Below are 18,485 nucleotides of genomic sequence, written 5' to 3' on the forward strand. Positions count from 1 at the left end.
GCGGGTCCGGATCAGGGCGGGGTCGTGCACAGCAGGGTCGGCGCGCAGGCCGTCCGGAAGCCTGCCCGCGCGTAGAGGGCCTCGGTCCTGCCGTCGGCGGGGCATTGCAGGAAGACCTGGGCGGCCCCCCGCGCCCGCGCCTCGCGCAGGGCAGCGACCGTCACGGCGGTGCCGAGGCCGCGGCGCTGCCGGTCGGCCCGCGTGCTGACATTGTACAGACCCGCCGTCTCGCCGCGCAGGTAGAGGCTGGCGCAGGCCGCCGGGCCGGCGGCGTCGCGCAGGACGAGGTGCAGGGTCACGAGGCCGTGCCGGCCCCGGGCCGCGCGCCGCGCCGGGATGTAGTAGCGGCGCAGATGCGTCCGCACGCCCGGCGCGTCGGACAGGTGGGCGAAGACCCTCTCGAAATCCGGCCCCGGCGCGGGCGTCGCCTGCACGGTGACGGCGCTGCCGGCCGGGGCCGGCGCCGGAAGCTCCCGCGCCACCATCCAGCGCGCCGGGTAGAGGATCGCGGGCTCGAACAGGGCGCGCAGAAGCGCGATCTCGCCGTCGTCCCGGGCCAGGAAGGCCGGCGCCCGCGCGCGCCCGAGGGCGGCCGCGCCCGCCCAGGCGAACTGGTCGGGACGGTGCACGCCGAAGGCGAAGTTCACGGTCGGGTCCGGGATGCTGCGCGACCAGACGTAGCCGGCGCCCCCGGGGCCGTGCTCGACGCCGTCGATCAGGGAGCCGGTGAGCGCGGCCACATGGGCGTCGCGCAGGGTCTCGAAGGTCGGTTCGGGCGCCTGCATGTCAGGCGGCCGTCCGAGCGGAGGCTCGCGCGGGGGACGGCGCCCGGGCCTCGGCGGTGTCCCTGGCTGTGTCCCCGGCCGTGCCCGGACTTGCCTCCGCAGCCGTGTCCGCGCCCGCCTCCTGGCCGTGCCTGTCCATCCGCTCGCTCCTGCGCCGCTCGGGCTTCGACGGAGTGACGGTTGAGGCGGGGCGCCGTTCATGCTGTCGCACCCGGTGCCGGCGGACGGCGCCCGCACGAAACCTCTGAACGCCGGACGGGCCCATCCGTCAGGGAGGTGCCGGCGACGCGGAGGTGCCGGCGACGCGCGGAGGACGGATGACGGACGCTTCGAGCCAGCGGATGCGCGACGCGGGGGCGCATCCCCCGAAGCCGCGCGATGACGGGGGGCTGGAAACCGCGCGGGACGCCGCGCCGGTGTCCCTCACCCTGGAGGGGACCCGCGAAGTGCCGGTGATCCGCCTCGCCGAGCCGGTCGCGCCGGCGGCGGCCGCGGAGGCGATCCTGGCGCGCGCCGAGGCGCTGACCGCCCAGGACATGCAGGTCCTGCGCATCGTCGTCGCGGCCGATCCGGCGACGTCCGGACGGCTGCTCGACCTCGGCGCGGCCCGGGCCCTCGGTGACGGCGACGGGGTCGAGATCCTGCCGGGGCTCCTCTGGCAATGCGCCGCCCGCTGGCTCCCGCGGGCCCGGCCGCCCTTCCCCGAGCTGTTCACCGCCACGGCCGGCCGCCGCCACCCGCTGCGGCCCCGGACGCCCGCCGGCACGGTCTACGCGCGGGCGATCCCGTGGCTCGATCGGCGTCTGAGCTTCCGCACGATGACGGAGCCCGGCGACGTCGCCCTGTTCTCGACCTGGATGAACGACCCCCGCATCGCCGCGATCTGGCAGGAGACCGGTACCCTGGAGGCGCACGCCGCCTACATCGCCGGGCTCCAGGCCGACCCCGCGACCCTGCCGCTGTTCGGCTGCCTCGACGGCAGGCCGTTCGGCTATTTCGAGCTGTACTGGGCGCGGGAGAGCCGCCTCGGGCCGCTCTACGAGGCCGGCCCCTACGACCGCGGCTGGCACGTCGCGATCGGCGACGCGTCCGTACGCGGGCGGCCCGCGCTCTCGGCCTGGCTGCCGTCGCTGATGCACTACCTGTTCCTCGACGAGCCGCGCACGCAGCGCGTCGTCGGCGAGCCGCGGGCCGATCACGCCCAGCAGATCCGGAACCTCCACGGCTCCGGCTTCGCGACGATCGCGACCATCGACTTCCCCCACAAGCGCGCGGCCCTGGTCGCGCTGTCGCGCGGGCACTTCGTGCGCGACCGGCTCTGGGTGCCGGGGGCGGCCGCCGCCGACGCCGTGCCGCGGCCTCCCGCGGTGCCCGCCTAGACCGCCCTCCGCGAACAGGGATGAGCGTCCGGTGACGCCCCCGCCCCCGCCTACGGGCCCGTCGCCGGCGGGCTGATGATCGCCTGCGCCGGGCCGCGGCCGAGGTCCTGGCCGACGGGCGCGGTCCGGCGCCGCTGCCGGCCTGGGGCCTCGGCGCGCGCCGGGCAGGCGGCGCAGCGCCGGTCGAGGGCCGCGAGGCAGTGCAGGTGGCCGCGGCGCACGAGGCCGCATACCAGGGCGCGCGAGACCCCGAGCCGGGCCGCGATCTCGATCTGCGGCACGCCCTCGACCCGGTGGAGCTGGAAGGCCGTGCGCACCGGCTCCGGCAGCTCGGCCACCGCGGCCTCCACCTGCCGTAGGGATTCCCGCGACGCCGCGGCCGCCTCGGGAGTGCCGGTGCCGGGATCGGCCGGGTCCGGCGCGGCGTCGAGGCCGGTGAACAGGCGCCGCTCGAGGCCCTGCCGCCGCGCCCGGTCTAGGGCGAGGTTGCGCACCATCCGCCCGACATAGGCGGCCTGGATCGCGGTCTCGGCCGGGGGCGGATCGGCGATCAGCCGGAGCAGCACGTCCTGGACGACGTCCTCCGCCTGGGCCGGGCAGCCCAGGATGCGGCGCGCCCGCGCCAGATAGGCCGCGCGATGGCGCTCGAACGCCGCGAGGTTCCATGATCCGCCGGGCGGAGGGCGGCCGGGCCGGCCCGGCGGGACCGCGGCGATCCCGTGGCCGGAGGGACCGGCGTCGCAGTTCCAGGTCGCCACTGTCCCGCTCACAATGTCCCATCGGCACGGCGCGTGCGGGTGGGACGCGTAACACGCGGCTCTTCTGTGTAACAACGTCTATCTTCGTGGATTGGAATTATTAAAACTCGAAATATCGACCTCCGTTCGAGGGAATAGATGAAAGATCTGGACGTTCGCCCCGGCGCGGGGCGGGAAATCGTTCCGGACTCTGCATTCCACGGTGACACGCCCGAGATCGGGCCGGCGGCCGCGCCGGATTTCCGGTCGCGCCAGGGTCCGTCGGCGCGTGTATGCTGGCGCTTCCTCGATTCGGCGCGCGGTGCGCGCCGCCGAACCCGTCCCCGCAGGATCGCGGCAGGAGAGCCAGGGCCGCGATGCCGTCCGTCGATACGCTCGTCCCGGTGGGTGCCTTCGCGCTGCTGGTCCTGGCGTTCGCCGTGAAGCACCTCGCGGCGGACTTCTTCCTTCAGACCAACTGGATGGCGCAGGGCAAGCAGCGGTCGTCCGCCTGGCTCGCGCCCCTCTGCGCCCATACCGGCCTGCACGGCCTCGGCACGCTGGCGATCGCGCTGGCGGTGAAGCCGGCCCTGTGGTGGCTGGCGCTCGTTGATTTCGCGATCCACACGGGGATCGATCGCGGCAAGGTGCTGGTCGGCCAGCGGACCCGCCTGCCGGCCACGGACGCCCGGTTCTGGTGGCTGATCGGCATCGACCAGTTCCTGCACCAAGTCACCCATCTCGGGCTCGCCGTGGTGCTGGCGGCGGCCTGACCCCTGACCGGGAGAGCGGGCGCCGCCGGGCGCCTCACTGCATCTCGGCCTCGAGCAGCCGGTTCGTGTCGGAGACCTTGCCGGCCAGTTCCAGGATCAGGAAGCGCTGGAAGGCGAGCGCGAGGTCCGGGCGCTCCCGCTCCATCCGCGCGAGGGCGGCACGGTCGATGACGACCACCCGGCAGGGGCTCTCGGCGACGGCGGTGGCGGTGCGCCGCCCGCCCTGGACCAGCGCGATCTCGCCGATCACCGTGCCGGCCGTGGTGGTGCGCAGGCGCAGGTTGCCGCGGCCGGGGACCTCCATCTCGATGGAGACGAGGCCCTGCTCCAGGAAGTAGAGGGCATCGGCCGCCTCCCCCTGGCGCATCAGCGCCGCGCCCGCCGCGAGCTCGCGGACCGTCAGGTAGGGCGCGAAGTCGTCCGGGCCGAACGTGCTGCCGAGCCGGTCGGCCATGTGCCGGGCGAAGACGGCGACTTCCCCCGGGCCGGCGCCGCCGGCCTCCGCCAGGAGCGTCGCCTCGGCGGCGCGCAGGGCCTCGTCCAGCGTGTCAAGGATCCGGACACGCGGGTCGGCGGTGAGGCCGTTGCGGGTGATCAGCAGGCGCGCGACCGGATCCACGTGGACCAGCAGCACCTCGAAGCGCCGCTGCTCGGCGAGCTGGCCAACCTTGCGGAACGCGATCAGCGCCGAGCTGTCGAGTCCCACGGTCTCGCGGAAATCCAGGATCAGCACGCGCAGATCCCCGGCCTCCGCGGCGGCCCGGCGGAAGATCGCCTGCGCGTTGAGGAAGAACAGGTAGCCCTGCAGGGTGTAGATCCGGGTCCGGCCGCCGGCCGCCTCGAGCCGCGCGGCGGCGTCGGGGCCGCGGATCACGCTGCTGCGCCGGTCCGCCCCGGAGAGCGACCGGCGGATCGCGCCGATCTGCCCGTACTGGACCCCGAAGATCAGGATCGCCAGCATGACGCCGACGAGGAAGCCCGTGGTGGCCCCGAAATACGCGGTGGCGGTGCACACGACCAGCGCGATGGCGATCTCCCAGCCCGGCAGGGTCCGGCTGGCGACGCCGAGGTTGAACAGGAGCCCGATGCCGATGGCGATCAGGGCGCCGCCGGCCAGCGGGCGGGGCAGCAGCGCCAGGGGGCTCGCGCCGACGATGAGGAGCGCCGCCATGACCGCGAGGGTCAGCCACCAGCCGAGCCAGTGGCCGCCGCCGATGTTGTGCAGCAGCAGCGTCGAGGTCCGGCCGAAGCCCATCGCGGAGCTGCCGAACACGCTGCCGACCAAGTTGGTGGCGCCCGAGGCGACGAACATCCGGTCGATGTCGAGGTCGCGCCGGATCTCCAGCTCGACGCTCACCACGTAGAGGATCTGGATGATCACCGCCACGACGACCAGGGTGGCGATCTTGGGCCAGATCGGCAGGAGCAGGTGCGGATCGAAGGCCGTCAGGCTGCCGATGGCGGGCGGCCGCAGCAGCGTGCCCGTCGGCAGCGGCTCGATCAGCCATCCCGATGCCTGCCCGGCGGCGACGCTGGTGCCCGTCCAGGCCAGCCCGAGATGGACCACCGCGAGGCTCGACAGGATCACCGTCGGGTAGGTCCCCCAGTGCCGAACGATCCGGGGGAGGTAGAAGGCGCAGAACCCGATCACGAGGGTCAGGGCGATGCGCGCGAGCGCCCCGGCATCGATCCGGCCCGGATCGAGGTTCGCCGGATCGACGGCGTGGAGCAGGGCCGCGAGCGGGTCGTCGACATGGCCGCCGATCTGCACGCCGCTGCGCAGGAACAGCAGGCCGACGCCGCCGAGGAAGCCGGCGAGCACCGGGTAGGGCAGGAGCTGCACCAGCAGGGAGGCCCGCAGGGTGCCGAGCAACGCGAAGATCACGCCGGTGGCGAAGGTCGAGACGCCGCAGGCGACGAGCACGAGCTGGCCGACCGTCTCCGGATCGGTGACGCCCGCGGCCTCGAGCTGCCCGGCGACCGCCGAGGCGATCGCCGCCTGCACGATCGCGGCCGCGCCGATGAAGGACAGCGAGATCCGCGCGGTGCGGCGCAGCGCGATGAAGACGAGGCTGCCCAGCACGTAGGCCGCGAGCAGCGCCGACAGGCCGGCCGCGCGGCTCTCCACCAGCGGCCCCGAGAAGATGAGCTGGGAGTAGCTGATGAGGTCGAGGAGCAGCACCATCACGGTGACGGCCGCCGCCGCTCCGATGCGGGCCCCGCGCAGGATCGCCGCGCGGCCGCCGGCCGGGGATGCGGTCCCGGCGGACGTCAGGTCGGTTGTCGTCATCGGCACGGTACCCGCGTCTCGAAATCCCGATGGGCGCGGAGATCGCAGATCCCGGTGCAGATCCCGTGCGATCACGTGCACGGATCGTCGCCGAATCGCAGGACCTGACCTTGGCCACGCCAGTTCTCAACCGATGGCAGGTGCCGGCTTAAATTATCGTGCAGGCCGCTTCTGCGCGGCAGCATTGTGGGATCGCCGCGGTGGATCGCGCGGCGGATCGGCCGATCCGCCGCGCCGTCGGGGGCTCCCGGGTCGCGGCCGCCGCGACGGGCCTTCGGCCCTCAGCGCGCCTCGCTGACGCGCTTGGTCGCCCGCTGCTCCTTCTTGTAGGCGGTGATCGCCGCCGAGCAGTTCGGGGAGAGCTTCTTCAGGTTGGCCTTGAAGCAGGCCTCGACCTCCGGGCCACCCGGCGCGTAGGCGCTGCAGAAATCCATGTAGTCGCCGGTGCAGTACTGCTTGAGGGCTTCCCGGGCCGGGGATTGCTCCGCGAAGGCCGCGGCGGGGCCGAGGCACAGACCGATGGCCAGGAGGGCCGTCTTGGTCGAAGTCATCGAAATCCTACGCTCGTCCAGGCCGCGCGAGCGGGTCGCGCGGCGATGGGCGGTGCGGATGGGCGCCAAGGATGGCATGACCATGACGCCCGGGCTGCCCGAACGCAGATCAGCCATGCCCCGTGCCGGCGGGGCCGCCGGTCAGTGCGCGCTGACGCGGCGGGTCGGAACGAGGTCGTTGGCGATGATCTCGCCGAACGGGCCGTCGTTGCGGGCATTGCCGGCCGGCCGCCCGGTCGTGGCGCGCAGCGGCAGCTTCGGGAAGACCAGCTCGGCGAACCGGTAGGCCTCCTCCAGGTGCGGGTAGCCCGAGAGGATGAAGCGGTCGATCCCGAGATCGATGTACTCCTTCATCCGGTCGGCGACCTGGTCGGCCGAGCCGACCAGCGCCGTCCCGGCGCCGCCGCGGACGAGGCCGACGCCGGCCCAGAGGTTCGGCGCCACCACGAGCTTGTCGCGGCTGCCGCCGTGGAGCGCCATCATGCGGCTCTGGCCGACGGAATCCTGCCGCTTCAGGGTCTCCTGCGCCTTGGCGATGGTGGCGTCGTCGAGCTTCGAGATCAGCTGCTCGGCGGCCTCCCAGGCCGCGGCCTCGGTCTCGCGGGCGATGACGTGCAGGCGGATGCCGTACGAGAAGGTCTTGCCCTTCGCCTCGGCGGCCTCCCGGGCGGCGGCGATCTTCTCGGCGACCTGGGCCGGGGGCTCGCCCCAGGTCAGGTAGACGTCGCAATGCTCGGCCGCGACCGCCATGCCGGCCGCCGACGAGCCGCCGAAATAGAGCGGCGGATAGGGCTTCTGCACCGGCGGGAAGATCAGCCGGCCGTTCTCGGTGCGCAGGTGATCGCCCCGGAAGGTCACGGTCTCGCCCGCGAGCAGGCCGCGCCAGATCGTCAGGAACTCGTCGGTGACGGCGTAGCGTTCGTCGTGGGACAGGAACACGCCGTCGCCGGCGAGTTCCACCGGGTCGCCGCCGGTGACGACGTTGATCAGGAGGCGCCCGTCCGAGATCCGGTCGAGGGTCGCGGTCATGCGGGCCGCCGCGGAGGGCTCCATCAGGCCCGGCCGCACCGCCACGAGGAAGCGCAGCTGCTTGGTCAGCGGCGCCAGCGCCGAGGCGACGATCCAGGAATCCTCGCAGGAGCGTCCGGTGGGCAGCAGCACGCCGTAATAGCCGAGCTCGTCCGCCCCCTGCGCGATCTGCCGGAGATAGCTGAGCGAGACGTCCCGGGCCCCCTCCCGCGCGCCGAGATAGCGACCGTCGCCGTGGGTCGGCAGGAACCAGAGGACGTCGGCGCGCCCGTCATTGGCTGCTGTCATCGGAATCTCCTGTGCGGCCCGGTGGCCGGATGCGGAAAAGCCGGACCCGACTGCGCGGGTCCGGTGATCGTCGAGAGCTAGGGCGGGCCGCCGCTTCCGGGAAACGGCGGCCCCGCGTTCAGGCGGTCGGCTGCGATCCGAGCAGGTGATCGAGGATGCGGCCCTCGAGGCGGGCGAGGTCCGGATCCCCGCGCCGGCGCGGCCGCGGCACGTCGACCCGCAGGTCGAGGGCGATCCGGCCGGCCTCGACCACGAGGATGCGGTCGGCCAGCGCCACGGCCTCGGCGACGTCGTGCGTGACGAGGAGCGCGGTGAACCCCTGCGCCCGCCAGATCCGCTCGATCAGGTCCTGCATGCCGATCCGGGTCAGGGCGTCGAGGGCGCCCAGCGGCTCGTCGAGGGCGAGCAGGCCCGGCCGGCTCACCAGCGCCCGGGCCAGGGCCACGCGCTGGCGCTGGCCGCCCGACAGGGTGGCGGGCCACTGCCCGGCCTTGTCGGCGAGGCCGACCTCGGCGAGCGCCGCGAGCGCCCGCTCCCGGCGCTCGGCCCGGGAGCCGTGCCCCGACAGGCCGACCGCGACGTTGTCGACGACCCGCGCCCAGGGCAGCAGCCGCGGCTCCTGGAACATGATCCGCTTCGGCGGCTCGGACCGGCGCGGGGAGCGCTCCGGCCCCTCCAGGTCGATCCGCCCGCCCGTGGGCGTGTCGAGCCCGAGGATGAGGCGCAGCAGGGTGCTCTTGCCGCAGCCGGAGCGGCCGACCACCGCGGTGAACCCGCCGGCCGGCAGGAACAGGTTCAGGCCCTCGATGACGGCGGTGCCGTCGAAGCTCTTGTCCAGGTCGCGGACGGTGACGGCGATCCCGCGGGCCGGCGGTGACGGGGGCAGATCCGCGGGCGGCTCCGCGGGCAGATCCGCTTGCCTGTGCCCCGGGGCGGCGCCGGGCGCCGGGCGCGGATCCGTGCCCGGGTCGGGAAGCGCCTCGCGGCGGACGGCGTCGAGCAGCATCAGGCGCTCCTGTAGGCGGGGTTCCAGGCGAGGCAGGCGCGCTCGAGCTGGCGGGTCAGGGCGTCGGCGAACTTGCCGAGGGCGGCGTAGATCAGGATCGCCAGCACGACGACGTCGACCAGCATGAACTCCCGGGCCTGCATGGCCATGTAGCCGAGCCCCGACGAGGCCGAGATCGTCTCGGCGACGATCAGCGTCAGCCACATGATGCCTAGCGCGTAGCGCAGGCCCACGAAGATCGACGGCAGGGCGCCGGGCAGCACCACGCGGGTGAACAGCTCGGTGCGGGACATGCCGTAGACCCGGCCCATCTCCACGAGGCCCGGATCCACCGAGCGGATGCCGTGCAGGGTGTTGGCGTAGATCGGGAAGAACACGCCGAGCGCCACGAGGAACAGCTTGGCCTCCTCGCCGATGCCGAACCACAGGATCACCAGCGGGATCAGCGACAGGTGGGGCACGTTGCGCACCATCTGCACCGAGGTGTCGGTGAGCCGCTCCGACAGGCGCGACAGGCCGTTGGCGAGGCCGAGCCCGAAGCCGATGCCGCCGCCGATCACGAAGCCCGCCAGCGCCCGCAGGGTGCTGACGCCGAGATTGGTCCAGAGTTCCCCGGTCCGCCCGGCCTCCCAGCCGGCCCGGACCACGTCGAGGGGCGCCGGCATGAAGCGGTTGGAGACGAGGCCGGCCGAGACCGCGGCCTGCCAGCCGAGCAGGATGGCGGCCGGCAGCAGCCAGGGCACCGCGGAGTCGCGCAGGCGAACGAGCTTCGAGGGGCGCATCAGCGGTTCTCCGTCCGCTTCTCGGACTTGAGGGCGTCCGCGGGCCGGGGGGGCGTCCAGACCGCGTCGGCGACCCGGACGGGCTTCGGCAGGAGCCCGAGACGGTGGAAGCTGTCGGCGACCTTCTGCTGGTCGGCGATCGCGGCCGCGTCGAGGGGCGCGACGCCGTAGGACAGGCGGCCGAGCGCCACGGCGAGGACCGGCGCGGGGATGCCCACCGAGGGCGCCAGTTCCGCCGCCACGGCGTCGGCATGTCCCTCGGCCCAGGCGTCGATCTCCCCGATCGCCTGCAGCACGGCCGAGACGATCGCGGGGCTGGTGTCGGTGAAGCCGCGCCGGGACAGGTAGAACTGGCGGTTGGGGGCGAGCGCGTGCCCGTCGACTCCGCGCCCGTCGACCAGGACCCGGGCGCCCGTGGCGCGCTCGGCGGCGGCCTGGAACGGGTCCCAGATCACCCAGGCATCGACGGAGCCGCGCACGAAGGCGGCGTTGGCGTCGGCCGGCGCGAGGTAGGCGAGCGTCACCGCGTCGTAGGGGACGCCCGCCTGCTCCAGGGCGCGCACCAGCAGGTAGTGGACGTTCGATCCCTTGTTGAGGGCGACGGTCTTGCCGCGCAGGTCGGCGACGCTGCGGATCGGGCTGTCCTTGGGCACGAGGATCGCCTCGCCCCGCGGCGCCGGCGGCTCGGCGGCCACGTAGCGCAGCTCCGGGCTCGCCGCCTGGGCGAAGATCGGCGGCGCCTCGCCAGCCGAGCCGAAATCGATCGCCCCGGCATTCAGCGCCTCCAGGAGCGGCGGGCCGGACGGGAACTCGGACCACGCCACCGCGGTGCCGAAGGGCTGGAGGGCCTTCTCCAGGGTGCCGCGGGCCTTCAGCAGCACGAGGGACCCGTATTTCTGGTAGCCGATGCGGATGGTGCCGGCCGCGCGGGCCGGCCGCAGTAGCGCGGCCGCCGCGAGGCCGAGGCCGGCGGACAGGAAGAGGCGGCGGTTCGGGGCGGGGGCGCCGGCGGATGACAGGGACAGCGCGCGGGGCGATCGGTCGATCATGGCTCTCTGCGGTCGTCTCAGCCGTTGCGGGCGGGGGGCGTCCAGACCGCGTCGGCGATGCGGATCGGCTTGGGGATCAGTTTCAGGGCGTGGAAGCGGTCGGCGACCCGCTGCTGCTCGGCGGCGACGCGGTCGGTCATCGGTCCGATCACGTAGTCAGTCCGGTCCACCGCCCGCCGCGTCGCGGCCAGCGGCACGCCGGTGCCCTGCGACAGGAGTTCCGCCACCGTGCCGCGATTCTGCGTGCACCAGGCCGCCACTTCGCCCAGGGCGTCGATCACCGCCGTGAGGACCGGGGCCCGGCTCTCCGCGAAGGGCCGGCTCGCCAGGAAGAAGTTGTTCTGCGGGGTGACGTCGGTGGCGCGCACCAGCACGCGCACGCCCTCCCCCTGCTCGGCGATGGCGAAGTACGGGTCCCAGATCGTCCAGGCGTCGATGCTGCCCCGGGCGAAGGCGGCCGCGGCATCCGCGGGCGCCAGCGTCACCGGCTCGATGTCGGCGTAGCTCAGGCCGGCCTTCTCCAGCGCCGCGATGGTCAGGTTGTGGGAGCTCGACGCCTTGGCGAAGGCGACGCGCTTGCCCTTGAGCTCGGCGAGGCTGCGGATCTCCGAGCCCTTCGGCAGCAGGATCCCGGCGCCGGAGCCGCCGGCCTCCTGGGCGGCCGCGTAGACGAGGTTGGAGCGCGCGGCCTGGGCGAAGATCGGCGGGGCGTCGCCGGTCTGGCCGAGATCGATCCCGTCCAGCGACAGGGCCTCCAGTAGCGGCGGCCCGAAGGAGAACTCGACCCAGCGCACCGCGTATCCGAGGGGCTCCAGGCGCTTCTCGATGATCTTCTGCTGCTTGGCGACGACCAGGATGCCGTTCTTCTGGTAGCCGATCCGCAGCACGCCGGGCTCGCCCGCCCGGGCGCCCGAGACGAGGGCCGGCGCGAGGGCCGGTGCTAGGGGCAGGGCCGCGAGGGCGGCCAGCAGGGCGCGACGGTCGAGCATCGGCCGGCTCACTCGGCGGCGGCGAGGGTGAGCGGCGCCGCGGCCGCCCGGTGCACGAGCAGCGCGGCGAGCTGCCCGCCGGCCTCGCGGGCGCGGGCGCGCACCCCGGCCTCCGTCAGCGCGCCGTCGCTGAAATCTGGATCGGAGGCGTAGACCGCGGTCGGGATCTGGAGCGCCTCGAAGAAGCCGAAGAGCGGCCGGAACGCGTGCTCGACCACGAGGGCGTGGCGCGCGCCACCGCCCGTGGCCACGATCGCCACGGGCTTTCCGGCGAGCGCCCCCGGATCGACCAGGTCGAACAGGTGCTTGAACAGGCCGGTATAGGCGCCCTTGTAGACCGGCGAGCCGACGACCAGCCCGTCCGCCTCCTCGATGGCCGCGAGCACGCCGCGCGCGGCCGGCGCGAGCTGGTCGCGGGTCCAGGCGGCGCCGAGGCCGGTCCCGGCATCGACGAAGTCGAGGATCTCCGCGTCGAGGGCAGCCTGGGCGCTGGCCTCGCGGAGCACGGCATCCACCAGCGTGCGGGTCTTCGAGGGCCGCTGCACGTTGGCGCTCAGCCCGACGAGTCTCGGTCGTGTCATTCCGGATGCCTTGCTGTGAGACAGGATGACGGACCGCCCCGTCTCCGAAGAGCGGAGGTTGCGCGGCCGGACATCCGAACAGGCCGCTAGAATTGATGGCTGCGACTTCCGCCGTCAATGAAACGGCGTTCCCAATTGCCCGGTGAAGGAAAAACGTTCTCCCCGAAACCGGGCGACCAATATGGAATTTCATCTCGACCGCCGCGCAGAACGGGCGCGAGATCTTGCGTGCCGGTGGTTCATCCGCGCGAGAGACGGGGTTTTATTCTCTCAATGCGCCCGGCGGGAGAAGCGTGTTCTCGATACGTGGGCGGTTTCGGAACCGAATCGCCAAGCCCGGGATCCGGGGCGGCGGGGGAGGCCGGCGCGACCGGAACGCCGCCCGCGCTGACACCCTCGCGGTCGCCAGCGTCGTCGTTGACGACGCGCCCTGCCGCTCCGGATCGGCAGGCGGTGCCTACTTGCGGACGAGGAGATGCTGCACGGTGCCGTCGTCGCCGTACTTGGTCCACATCTGCGCGCAGGCCTCTTCCGGACGCTCCCGGAGCAGCGCCAGCTCCGCGTCGAGGTCGTGCTGCAGGGCGACCGAGCGCTTCTTCGTGAAGAAGTCCGCGTGGTTCAGATGGTTCTCGCGCGAGAACTGACGGAAACGCTTCGTGTCGATCCGGACGGCCGGACAGTTTCTCGCGGCCAGATCGGCCTCGATCCCCGGGCGGAGTGCCGGAACGTCCTTCTGCAAGGACGAGCGACGGGCTTCGGCCCAGGTACCGAACACGGCCCAGGCCAGTGCGGCCGCCACGAGAGGAGCAAATCTATTCATCGCAAGACGTATCGCTGTGCTGCGACATCCTAAATCTCGCACCTGCGATAAGTTCGATCAGAACCGCAGAAGGCAAGACACTTCTGTGTGAAAGCGCACACCCCGCGACCAGCGCGGCGCCGGGTCCGGAACCCTGACCGCCTCAGTACGCCGGGACGACGCGCGTCTCGGGCAGCGGCGCCCGCATGGTGAAGTGCAGCCCGGCCGGCTGGAAATCGAAGGCGATGTCCGCTTGGCACTGGACCTTCAGGACACGCTGCAGCAGCGTCGAGCCGAAGCCCTTCCGCGTCGGCACCGCCGTGGCCGGACCACCCCGCTCGGTCCAGTCGAGGTGCAGCATGCGGGCGGCCGGCGTCTGCTCGATATCCCACCGGATCGCGATCCGGCCCTCCGGGACCGACAGGGCGCCGTGCTTGGCCGCGTTGGTCGTCAGCTCGTGGATGGCCATGCCGGTCGGGACCGCGAGGTCGCCCATCAGGTCGATCGCGGGGCCGTCCAGCTGGATGCGGGCGCCCTCGACGTCGTTGTAGGGCCCGAGCTCGTTCATCAGCATCTCGCGCAGGGGCGCCTGCTGCCAGTAATCCTCGGTCAGGAGATTGTGGGTCTTGGCCAGCGAGATCACCCGCGCCGAGAACGACGCGTAGAACGCGTCGACGCTGGTCGCGGACCGGGCCGAGGCCCCGAGCAGCGCCTGCACGGTGGCCAGCGTGTTCTTCACCCGGTGATGCAGCTCGCGGATCAGGAGCGCCTGCCGCTCGGTCGTGCGCTCGCGCTCCTCGAGATGGGCGCGCGCCTCGAGCTGCCGGCGCTTGGCGCGGTGGGCCGAGCGGGCCGCCATGACCAGCGTCGCCGGGTGGAACGGGCGTTCCAGCACGCTGACGTTGCCGAGCATGTCGGTCAGCTGCGCGTTGGGCTCGGCGCCCCGCAGCCGCAGGAGGATGAACGGGAAATCGGACCAGGGCGGCTGCGCGGCGATCCAGTCCGCCAGGGCCTGGCGGTTCGAGGACAGCAGCGCCTCCTCGGTGAGGACCGCGCAGGCGGCCGCGTCGAGCCGGGAGACCACGTCCGCGAGGCTGGCGCACACCTGTGCCGCGATCCGCGCCTCGCCGAGGATCGCCGCGGCGACGGCGGCGTCGCGGCCACCCGGCGCGAAGATGAGAACCGGCAGTTCAGCCTCGGTCATCAGCCGCGCGGGTTGGCAGGAGCGACGACCGCTCACCCTCGAATGTCGGAACGCCGGTCATGATACCTCGGAACGCGCTGAGCGGTTCGCCAACGCGGATCCCGCCGGAGTCGATCCGCAATTCGCGGATCGTGTCCTCGTGGCTGCCGGTCCGCTTCTTCACGACCGAGATCGCGCGCCGCAGCCGCCCGTCGGCCTCGAAGGTGCGGAACAGCAGGATCGTGTCGCTGAGGTAGGTGAGGTCGACAGTCGCGCCCATCGCCCCGATCATGCCGTGCTGGGCCAGGACGAGGAGCGAGAGCACGCCCTGCTGGTTCAGGTAGGTCAGCATCTCGTGCATCTGCAGGAGCAGGTAATTCTCCTCCGGCATGGCGTTGTGATAGCCGGTCAGGGAGTCGATCACGACCGTCGTCACGCCCCGGTGCTCGACCGCGTTCTGGACGATGTCGGCGAGTTCGCCGGGCGAGACCTCGGCCGGGTCGATCTGCTCGACGATGAGCGATCCGGCGGCGATCGCGTCGTCGACCGGCATGGCGAGGCCGCGGGCCCGGCGACTGAGGACGCCGGTGGTCTCGTCGAAGCTGAGGATCAGCGCCCGCTCGCCGCGGGCGATCGCCGCGGTGACGCAGGTGAGCGCCACCGTGGACTTGCCGACGCCGGACGGGCCGATCAGCATGGTGCTGGTGCCCCGGTCGAGGCCGCCGCCGAGCAGCTGGTCCAGTTCGGGGCTGCCCGTGCCGCACCGGTCGTCGGGAAAGGTGCCGAGATGCTCGGCCGCGACGAGGCGCGGGAACACCGTGAGCCCGCCGCGCCGGATCACGTAGTCGTGGAAACCGCCCCGGAACGGCGTGCCGCGCATCTTGATCACGCGCAGGCGCCGCCGCTCGCCGCCGTACAGGGGCGCGAGCTGCTCCAGCCGGATCACGGCGTGGCTGAGGCTGTGCAGGTTCAGGTCGTCCGTCTCGGCGGTGAGATCGTCGAGGAGCAGCGCCGTGGTGTTCTGGATGAGCAGGAAGCTGCGCAGGGCGTGGACCTGCCTGCGGTAGCGCAGCGATCCCTGCGAGAGCAGCCGGATCTCCGAGAGGCTGTCGAACACCACGCGCTGCGGCTTGAGCCGCTCGATCTCGGCGATCGCCATCCGGACGGTCTCGCCGAGCTCGAGGTCGGACGAGTGGACGAGGCTCTGCTGCTGCCCGGGGTCGAGGCTGAGTTCCGGCGCGACGAGCTCGCAAATCTCGATGCCGTCGAGGGACCAGCCGTGGCGCTCCGCGACGTTCAGGAGCTCGCGCCGGCTCTCCGAGAGCGTGATGTACAGGCAGCGCTCGCCCCGGTGTACGCCGTCGAGGAGGAACTGCATCGCCAGCGTCGTCTTGCCGGATCCGGGCCGCCCCTCGATGATGTGCGAGCGCTGGGACGCGTAGCCGCCGGCCAGGATGTGGTCGAGGCCGGTCACCCCGGTGGAGACCGGTGCCGCGTCGTGATCGGTCACTGCCATGTCCAGGTCCCTGCCGTCGTCCCGCGGGCGGGCGGCCCGTCGACCGCGTGACGGAACGCGGAGCCCGGTCTCGTACACGATGGCGCACGGGGCGCGAAACGCCGCCGGCGGTCGCGCCCCGCGTCTCACGGTTGCAGGATGCCCCTCCCCGGCGCCCAGTTCCCGGGGAACGCGACGCGCGCAGGGCGCGGACGCCGGGGTGGTCGGCGTGTTACTGGCTGCCCGGCCCCTTCGCCAGGCCGGCCAGGGTGAACAGGTCCACCGACAGTTTCGCACCGATCACGAAGGCATCCGGGATCGGCTTCGGGCGGAACGGGAAGCGGGTCTGGTCCGGGTCGATCACGTATTGCAGGTTCGGCATCAGCCGCACCGCCGGGGTGAGCTGGATGCCGTAGCTCAGCTCCAGGATGGTCTGCATGGACTCGACGTTCCGGGTGCCGAGCCCCACTGACGCGCGCGCCGCCCGGATGTTGGCTGTGCCCAGCGGCGAGAGCTTCTCCATGGCGAAGACGAGGCCGAGGGTGTCGTAGGGCCGACCCGGGAAGGTGCCGGTCAGCACGGCGCCGCCCTCCAGGAAGTAATCCTGGGTCTGCCGGCCGCCGGTGCCGCCGATCACGACGCCGAACACAGACAGGCCCTGGACGCCGCTCGGGTCCGGCCGCTAGACCATCTGGTCGAAGCGGGCGTAGACCGCCGATCGCCCGAACCGGGTCAGCGGATCGAGACCGCTGAAGACCTGAGCCCCGCCCCGCTGGTCGAGCACGGGATCCTTGTAGTCCGACCGGTCGAAGACGGCGCCGATGCTGTAGTTGCGCGGCAGCGGATCGTTGCCGAAATTGGTCGCGTAGCCGACCTCCACCGGCACCAGGAATCCGGTGGCGCCGCTGGTCGACCAGTCGATGCCGTTCCGGGTCGGCAGCTGGTCGCGCGGGTTCACCTCGTAGATGCCGGCGTGCAGGAACACCTTGTTCTTGACCCAGGCCTTGGCGTGGCCGCCCCAGGTGGCGATCGGCCAGTAGGTGAAGTTCGTCAGCTTGAAGATGGACTTGGGCGCGCCGCAGGTCGCGTTGTTCTGGAAGTTGCAGTAGAGCGGCGAAGCCAGGAAGTTGGGGTTGGCGAGCAGGCGGCCCACCTCGATGTCGAGCCGGTTGTCGAACAGCTTCTGCTCGTAGGACAGCAGCGTCAGATGGGCGGTCTGGCCGCCGCCGTAGATCTCCTGCACGCTGCCGTTGAAGCCGATGTCATCCTGGGCCAGGCTCCGGCCGTGGCGCTGGGTGACGACGGTGTGGACCGAGCCGCCGTCGATGCCGGCGAGGCGGGCGAGATCGGCGTCGAGGCCGAACGCGATCTGGCCCGCATAGGCCGATCCCTGCCGGATGCCGCCGGACGGGTTGGCGGCGAACTCGCCCGTGTAGTTCAGGACCATGCTGATCCCGTTGCCGAGATCGAGGGTGCCCGGCGGCAGGCTGGGCGGCGTCGCGCTGCTGCCCTGCACGTCGAGGCTGGCGGCGGCGCTGCTGGCGCCCGAGAAGCTCCGCGCCTCCCGGATGACCCGCCGCCGGGCGCGGTTCGCCCGATACCGGGCCTTCTGCGCCGGGCTCGCCTTCGGTCCCGGATTGACCAGGGACGGTCCCCCGTCCGGGGCCGTCGCCTCGACCTGCGCGACCGCCGGGCGCGCGCCCGCCGTGACCGACGCGGCGCAGAACGCGAGCGCGGCCCATCGCCAATGCTTTCCCCGATGCTTTCCCATGTGTGACTCCCCCTTAACCGCGCGGCCTTGCCTGGCTCTGTCGCGTTCGTGTCCCGCAGGGGGCCTCCCGGTCAGTCCGTGAAGGCCTCCACCGTGCGGCGCTCGCCGCGCATGAAGGCGTCGGCGGCGTGGATCAGCGGATTCAGGTCGACGTCGCTGGTGCCGGAGCGGACCAGGGCGGCGAAGCGGTCGTAGAGGCCGCGGTACTCCGCCTCGGGCGGGAGCGGCTGGTCGCGGCCGGCGATCGTGAGGGCGGCCCCGCCCCGCGACAGGACCAGGGGGCCGTCGTCGGTCTCGACGCGGATGTCCCAGGTCTGCGGCCCGGTCTGGCGCCAGTCGAACCGGGCGCGGATCGGGGTGCCGGCGACGTCCGCGAAGTGCAGGTCGGCGGCGATCGGCGCCTGCCGGTTCGCCGGGACCGACAGGGTCGCGCCGGTGAGGAAGAACGGCGGCAGGATGTGGGTGGCGATCGACAGGGCGTTGATCCCCGGATCGAACACGCCCATCCCGCCCGCGTCCCAGATCCAGTCCTGGCCCGGGTGCCAGTGCTGGACATCCTCCAGCCAGGCGATCGCCACCGACCGGATCCTGCGGCCCGACAGCCACCGGCGGGCGGGCTCCACCCCCGGCGCGTAGCGGGAGTGCCAGCTCGCGAAAAGGCTCACGCCCCGGTCCCGCGCGGCCGCGACAAGGAGCCCGACCTCGGCCAGCGTCGCGCCCGGGGGCTTCTCGAGGAAGACGTGGCGTCCGGCCGCGATCGCCGCCACGGCCGCCGCGCACCGCGCCTGCGGCGGCTGGCACAGGGCGACGGCGTCGAGGTCGCCGTGCGCCGCCAGCATCGCCTCCAGGCTGCCGTAGCTCGGCACCCCGTCGAGGCCGCCGTGCCGGCTCGCCACCGCCACGAGCGCGTAGTCCGGCGAGGCGGCGATGGCCGGCAGGTGCTGGTCGCGGGCGATCTTGCCGACGCCCACGAGGCCGATGCGGATCGGGGCCGCCAT

At 72.8% G+C, this 18,485-nt stretch carries 16 protein-coding genes and 1 pseudogene; 2 read left to right on the forward strand and 15 right to left on the reverse strand.

Going from position 1 to position 18,485, the window contains the following annotated elements:
* Positions 1-11: 11 nt before the first annotated feature.
* Positions 12-785 carry a GNAT family N-acetyltransferase gene (locus ACX9MN_RS18750; RefSeq protein ID WP_489725042.1) on the reverse strand — a complete coding sequence of 258 codons (774 nt, stop codon included), beginning with the start codon at positions 783-785 and terminating at the stop codon, positions 12-14.
* A 317-nt stretch (positions 786-1,102) separates the two neighbouring features.
* Between ACX9MN_RS18750 and ACX9MN_RS18755 the strand changes: the two genes are divergently transcribed.
* The gene (locus tag ACX9MN_RS18755; protein WP_489725043.1) at positions 1,103-2,164 is read left to right on the forward strand and encodes a GNAT family N-acetyltransferase; all 1,062 of its coding nucleotides are present in this window, start codon (positions 1,103-1,105) and stop codon (positions 2,162-2,164) included.
* A 50-nt stretch (positions 2,165-2,214) separates the two neighbouring features.
* Here the strand turns inward: ACX9MN_RS18755 and ACX9MN_RS18760 are convergent, their stop codons facing one another.
* Entirely contained in the window at positions 2,215-2,934 is a 720-nt protein-coding gene (locus ACX9MN_RS18760) for a sigma-70 family RNA polymerase sigma factor (protein ID WP_244540019.1), read from the reverse strand.
* A 344-nt stretch (positions 2,935-3,278) separates the two neighbouring features.
* Between ACX9MN_RS18760 and ACX9MN_RS18765 the strand changes: the two genes are divergently transcribed.
* Complete coding sequence (locus ACX9MN_RS18765; protein WP_091682595.1) at positions 3,279-3,674, forward strand: DUF3307 domain-containing protein; 396 nt, start codon at positions 3,279-3,281, stop codon at positions 3,672-3,674.
* 34 nt (positions 3,675-3,708) lie between these two features.
* On the opposite strand, the gene ACX9MN_RS18770 is transcribed toward ACX9MN_RS18765, so the two are convergent.
* The 13 genes and pseudogenes from ACX9MN_RS18770 to ACX9MN_RS18830 all read right to left on the reverse strand — a co-directional run bounded on the left by ACX9MN_RS18770 (position 3,709) and on the right by ACX9MN_RS18830 (position 18,485).
* The gene (locus ACX9MN_RS18770) at positions 3,709-5,964 is read right to left on the reverse strand and encodes a cyclic nucleotide-binding domain-containing protein (protein WP_489725044.1); all 2,256 of its coding nucleotides are present in this window, start codon (positions 5,962-5,964) and stop codon (positions 3,709-3,711) included.
* Between the two features lie 281 nt (positions 5,965-6,245).
* Complete coding sequence (locus tag ACX9MN_RS18775) at positions 6,246-6,515, reverse strand: hypothetical protein (protein WP_012318328.1); 270 nt, start codon at positions 6,513-6,515, stop codon at positions 6,246-6,248.
* Positions 6,516-6,656: 141 nt separating this feature from the next.
* The gene (gene ssuD, locus ACX9MN_RS18780) at positions 6,657-7,832 is read right to left on the reverse strand and encodes an FMNH2-dependent alkanesulfonate monooxygenase (RefSeq protein WP_020094784.1); all 1,176 of its coding nucleotides are present in this window, start codon (positions 7,830-7,832) and stop codon (positions 6,657-6,659) included.
* 118 nt (positions 7,833-7,950) lie between these two features.
* Complete coding sequence (locus ACX9MN_RS18785; RefSeq protein WP_170868163.1) at positions 7,951-8,838, reverse strand: ABC transporter ATP-binding protein; 888 nt, start codon at positions 8,836-8,838, stop codon at positions 7,951-7,953.
* On the reverse strand, positions 8,838-9,620 hold the full coding sequence (gene ssuC / locus ACX9MN_RS18790; RefSeq protein ID WP_056527222.1) for an aliphatic sulfonate ABC transporter permease SsuC: 783 nt from the start codon (positions 9,618-9,620) through the stop codon (positions 8,838-8,840). Before ssuC ends, ACX9MN_RS18785 begins: the two co-directional genes overlap by 1 nt.
* The gene (locus ACX9MN_RS18795) at positions 9,620-10,669 is read right to left on the reverse strand and encodes a sulfonate ABC transporter substrate-binding protein (protein WP_489725045.1); all 1,050 of its coding nucleotides are present in this window, start codon (positions 10,667-10,669) and stop codon (positions 9,620-9,622) included. The genes ssuC and ACX9MN_RS18795 overlap by 1 nt, the downstream gene beginning before the upstream one ends.
* A 17-nt stretch (positions 10,670-10,686) precedes the next feature.
* On the reverse strand, positions 10,687-11,658 hold the full coding sequence (locus tag ACX9MN_RS18800) for an aliphatic sulfonate ABC transporter substrate-binding protein (RefSeq protein WP_489725046.1): 972 nt from the start codon (positions 11,656-11,658) through the stop codon (positions 10,687-10,689).
* 8 nt (positions 11,659-11,666) lie between these two features.
* The gene (gene msuE, locus ACX9MN_RS18805; RefSeq protein WP_489725047.1) at positions 11,667-12,239 is read right to left on the reverse strand and encodes an FMN reductase; all 573 of its coding nucleotides are present in this window, start codon (positions 12,237-12,239) and stop codon (positions 11,667-11,669) included.
* Between the two features lie 457 nt (positions 12,240-12,696).
* Positions 12,697-13,059, reverse strand: coding sequence for a hypothetical protein (locus ACX9MN_RS18810; protein WP_489725048.1), 363 nt, complete (start codon positions 13,057-13,059; stop codon positions 12,697-12,699).
* 142 nt (positions 13,060-13,201) lie between these two features.
* Positions 13,202-14,242, reverse strand: a complete 1,041-nt coding sequence (locus ACX9MN_RS18815) for a sensor histidine kinase (RefSeq protein ID WP_020094777.1) — start codon at positions 14,240-14,242, stop codon at positions 13,202-13,204.
* Complete coding sequence (locus ACX9MN_RS18820; protein ID WP_489725049.1) at positions 14,229-15,737, reverse strand: ATPase domain-containing protein; 1,509 nt, start codon at positions 15,735-15,737, stop codon at positions 14,229-14,231. The genes ACX9MN_RS18815 and ACX9MN_RS18820 overlap by 14 nt, the downstream gene beginning before the upstream one ends.
* A 211-nt stretch (positions 15,738-15,948) precedes the next feature.
* Positions 15,949-17,487, reverse strand: a pseudogene (locus tag ACX9MN_RS18825) (carbohydrate porin).
* A 71-nt stretch (positions 17,488-17,558) separates the two neighbouring features.
* Positions 17,559-18,485, reverse strand: coding sequence for a Gfo/Idh/MocA family protein (locus ACX9MN_RS18830; protein WP_091928508.1), 927 nt, complete (start codon positions 18,483-18,485; stop codon positions 17,559-17,561).

The sequence above is a fragment of the Methylobacterium sp. 1A genome (assembly GCF_058072805.1).

What these genes read in the sequence shown, in the direction of transcription:
- ACX9MN_RS18750 (WP_489725042.1), bottom strand. Translation starts at nt 785, where the DNA reads ATGCAGGCGCCCGAACCGACCTTCGAGACCCTGCGCGACGCCCATGTG.
- ACX9MN_RS18755 (WP_489725043.1), top strand. Translation starts at nt 1,103, where the DNA reads ATGACGGACGCTTCGAGCCAGCGGATGCGCGACGCGGGGGCGCATCCC.
- ACX9MN_RS18765 (WP_091682595.1), top strand. Translation starts at nt 3,279, where the DNA reads ATGCCGTCCGTCGATACGCTCGTCCCGGTGGGTGCCTTCGCGCTGCTG.
- ACX9MN_RS18770 (WP_489725044.1), bottom strand. Translation starts at nt 5,964, where the DNA reads ATGACGACAACCGACCTGACGTCCGCCGGGACCGCATCCCCGGCCGGC.
- ACX9MN_RS18775 (WP_012318328.1), bottom strand. Translation starts at nt 6,515, where the DNA reads ATGACTTCGACCAAGACGGCCCTCCTGGCCATCGGTCTGTGCCTCGGC.
- ssuD (WP_020094784.1), bottom strand. Translation starts at nt 7,832, where the DNA reads ATGACAGCAGCCAATGACGGGCGCGCCGACGTCCTCTGGTTCCTGCCG.
- ACX9MN_RS18785 (WP_170868163.1), bottom strand. Translation starts at nt 8,838, where the DNA reads ATGCTGCTCGACGCCGTCCGCCGCGAGGCGCTTCCCGACCCGGGCACG.
- ssuC (WP_056527222.1), bottom strand. Translation starts at nt 9,620, where the DNA reads ATGCGCCCCTCGAAGCTCGTTCGCCTGCGCGACTCCGCGGTGCCCTGG.
- ACX9MN_RS18795 (WP_489725045.1), bottom strand. Translation starts at nt 10,669, where the DNA reads ATGATCGACCGATCGCCCCGCGCGCTGTCCCTGTCATCCGCCGGCGCC.
- ACX9MN_RS18800 (WP_489725046.1), bottom strand. Translation starts at nt 11,658, where the DNA reads ATGCTCGACCGTCGCGCCCTGCTGGCCGCCCTCGCGGCCCTGCCCCTA.
- msuE (WP_489725047.1), bottom strand. Translation starts at nt 12,239, where the DNA reads ATGACACGACCGAGACTCGTCGGGCTGAGCGCCAACGTGCAGCGGCCC.
- ACX9MN_RS18810 (WP_489725048.1), bottom strand. Translation starts at nt 13,059, where the DNA reads ATGAATAGATTTGCTCCTCTCGTGGCGGCCGCACTGGCCTGGGCCGTG.
- ACX9MN_RS18815 (WP_020094777.1), bottom strand. Translation starts at nt 14,242, where the DNA reads ATGACCGAGGCTGAACTGCCGGTTCTCATCTTCGCGCCGGGTGGCCGC.
- ACX9MN_RS18820 (WP_489725049.1), bottom strand. Translation starts at nt 15,737, where the DNA reads ATGGCAGTGACCGATCACGACGCGGCACCGGTCTCCACCGGGGTGACC.
- ACX9MN_RS18830 (WP_091928508.1), bottom strand. Translation starts at nt 18,485, where the DNA reads ATGGCGGCCCCGATCCGCATCGGCCTCGTGGGCGTCGGCAAGATCGCC.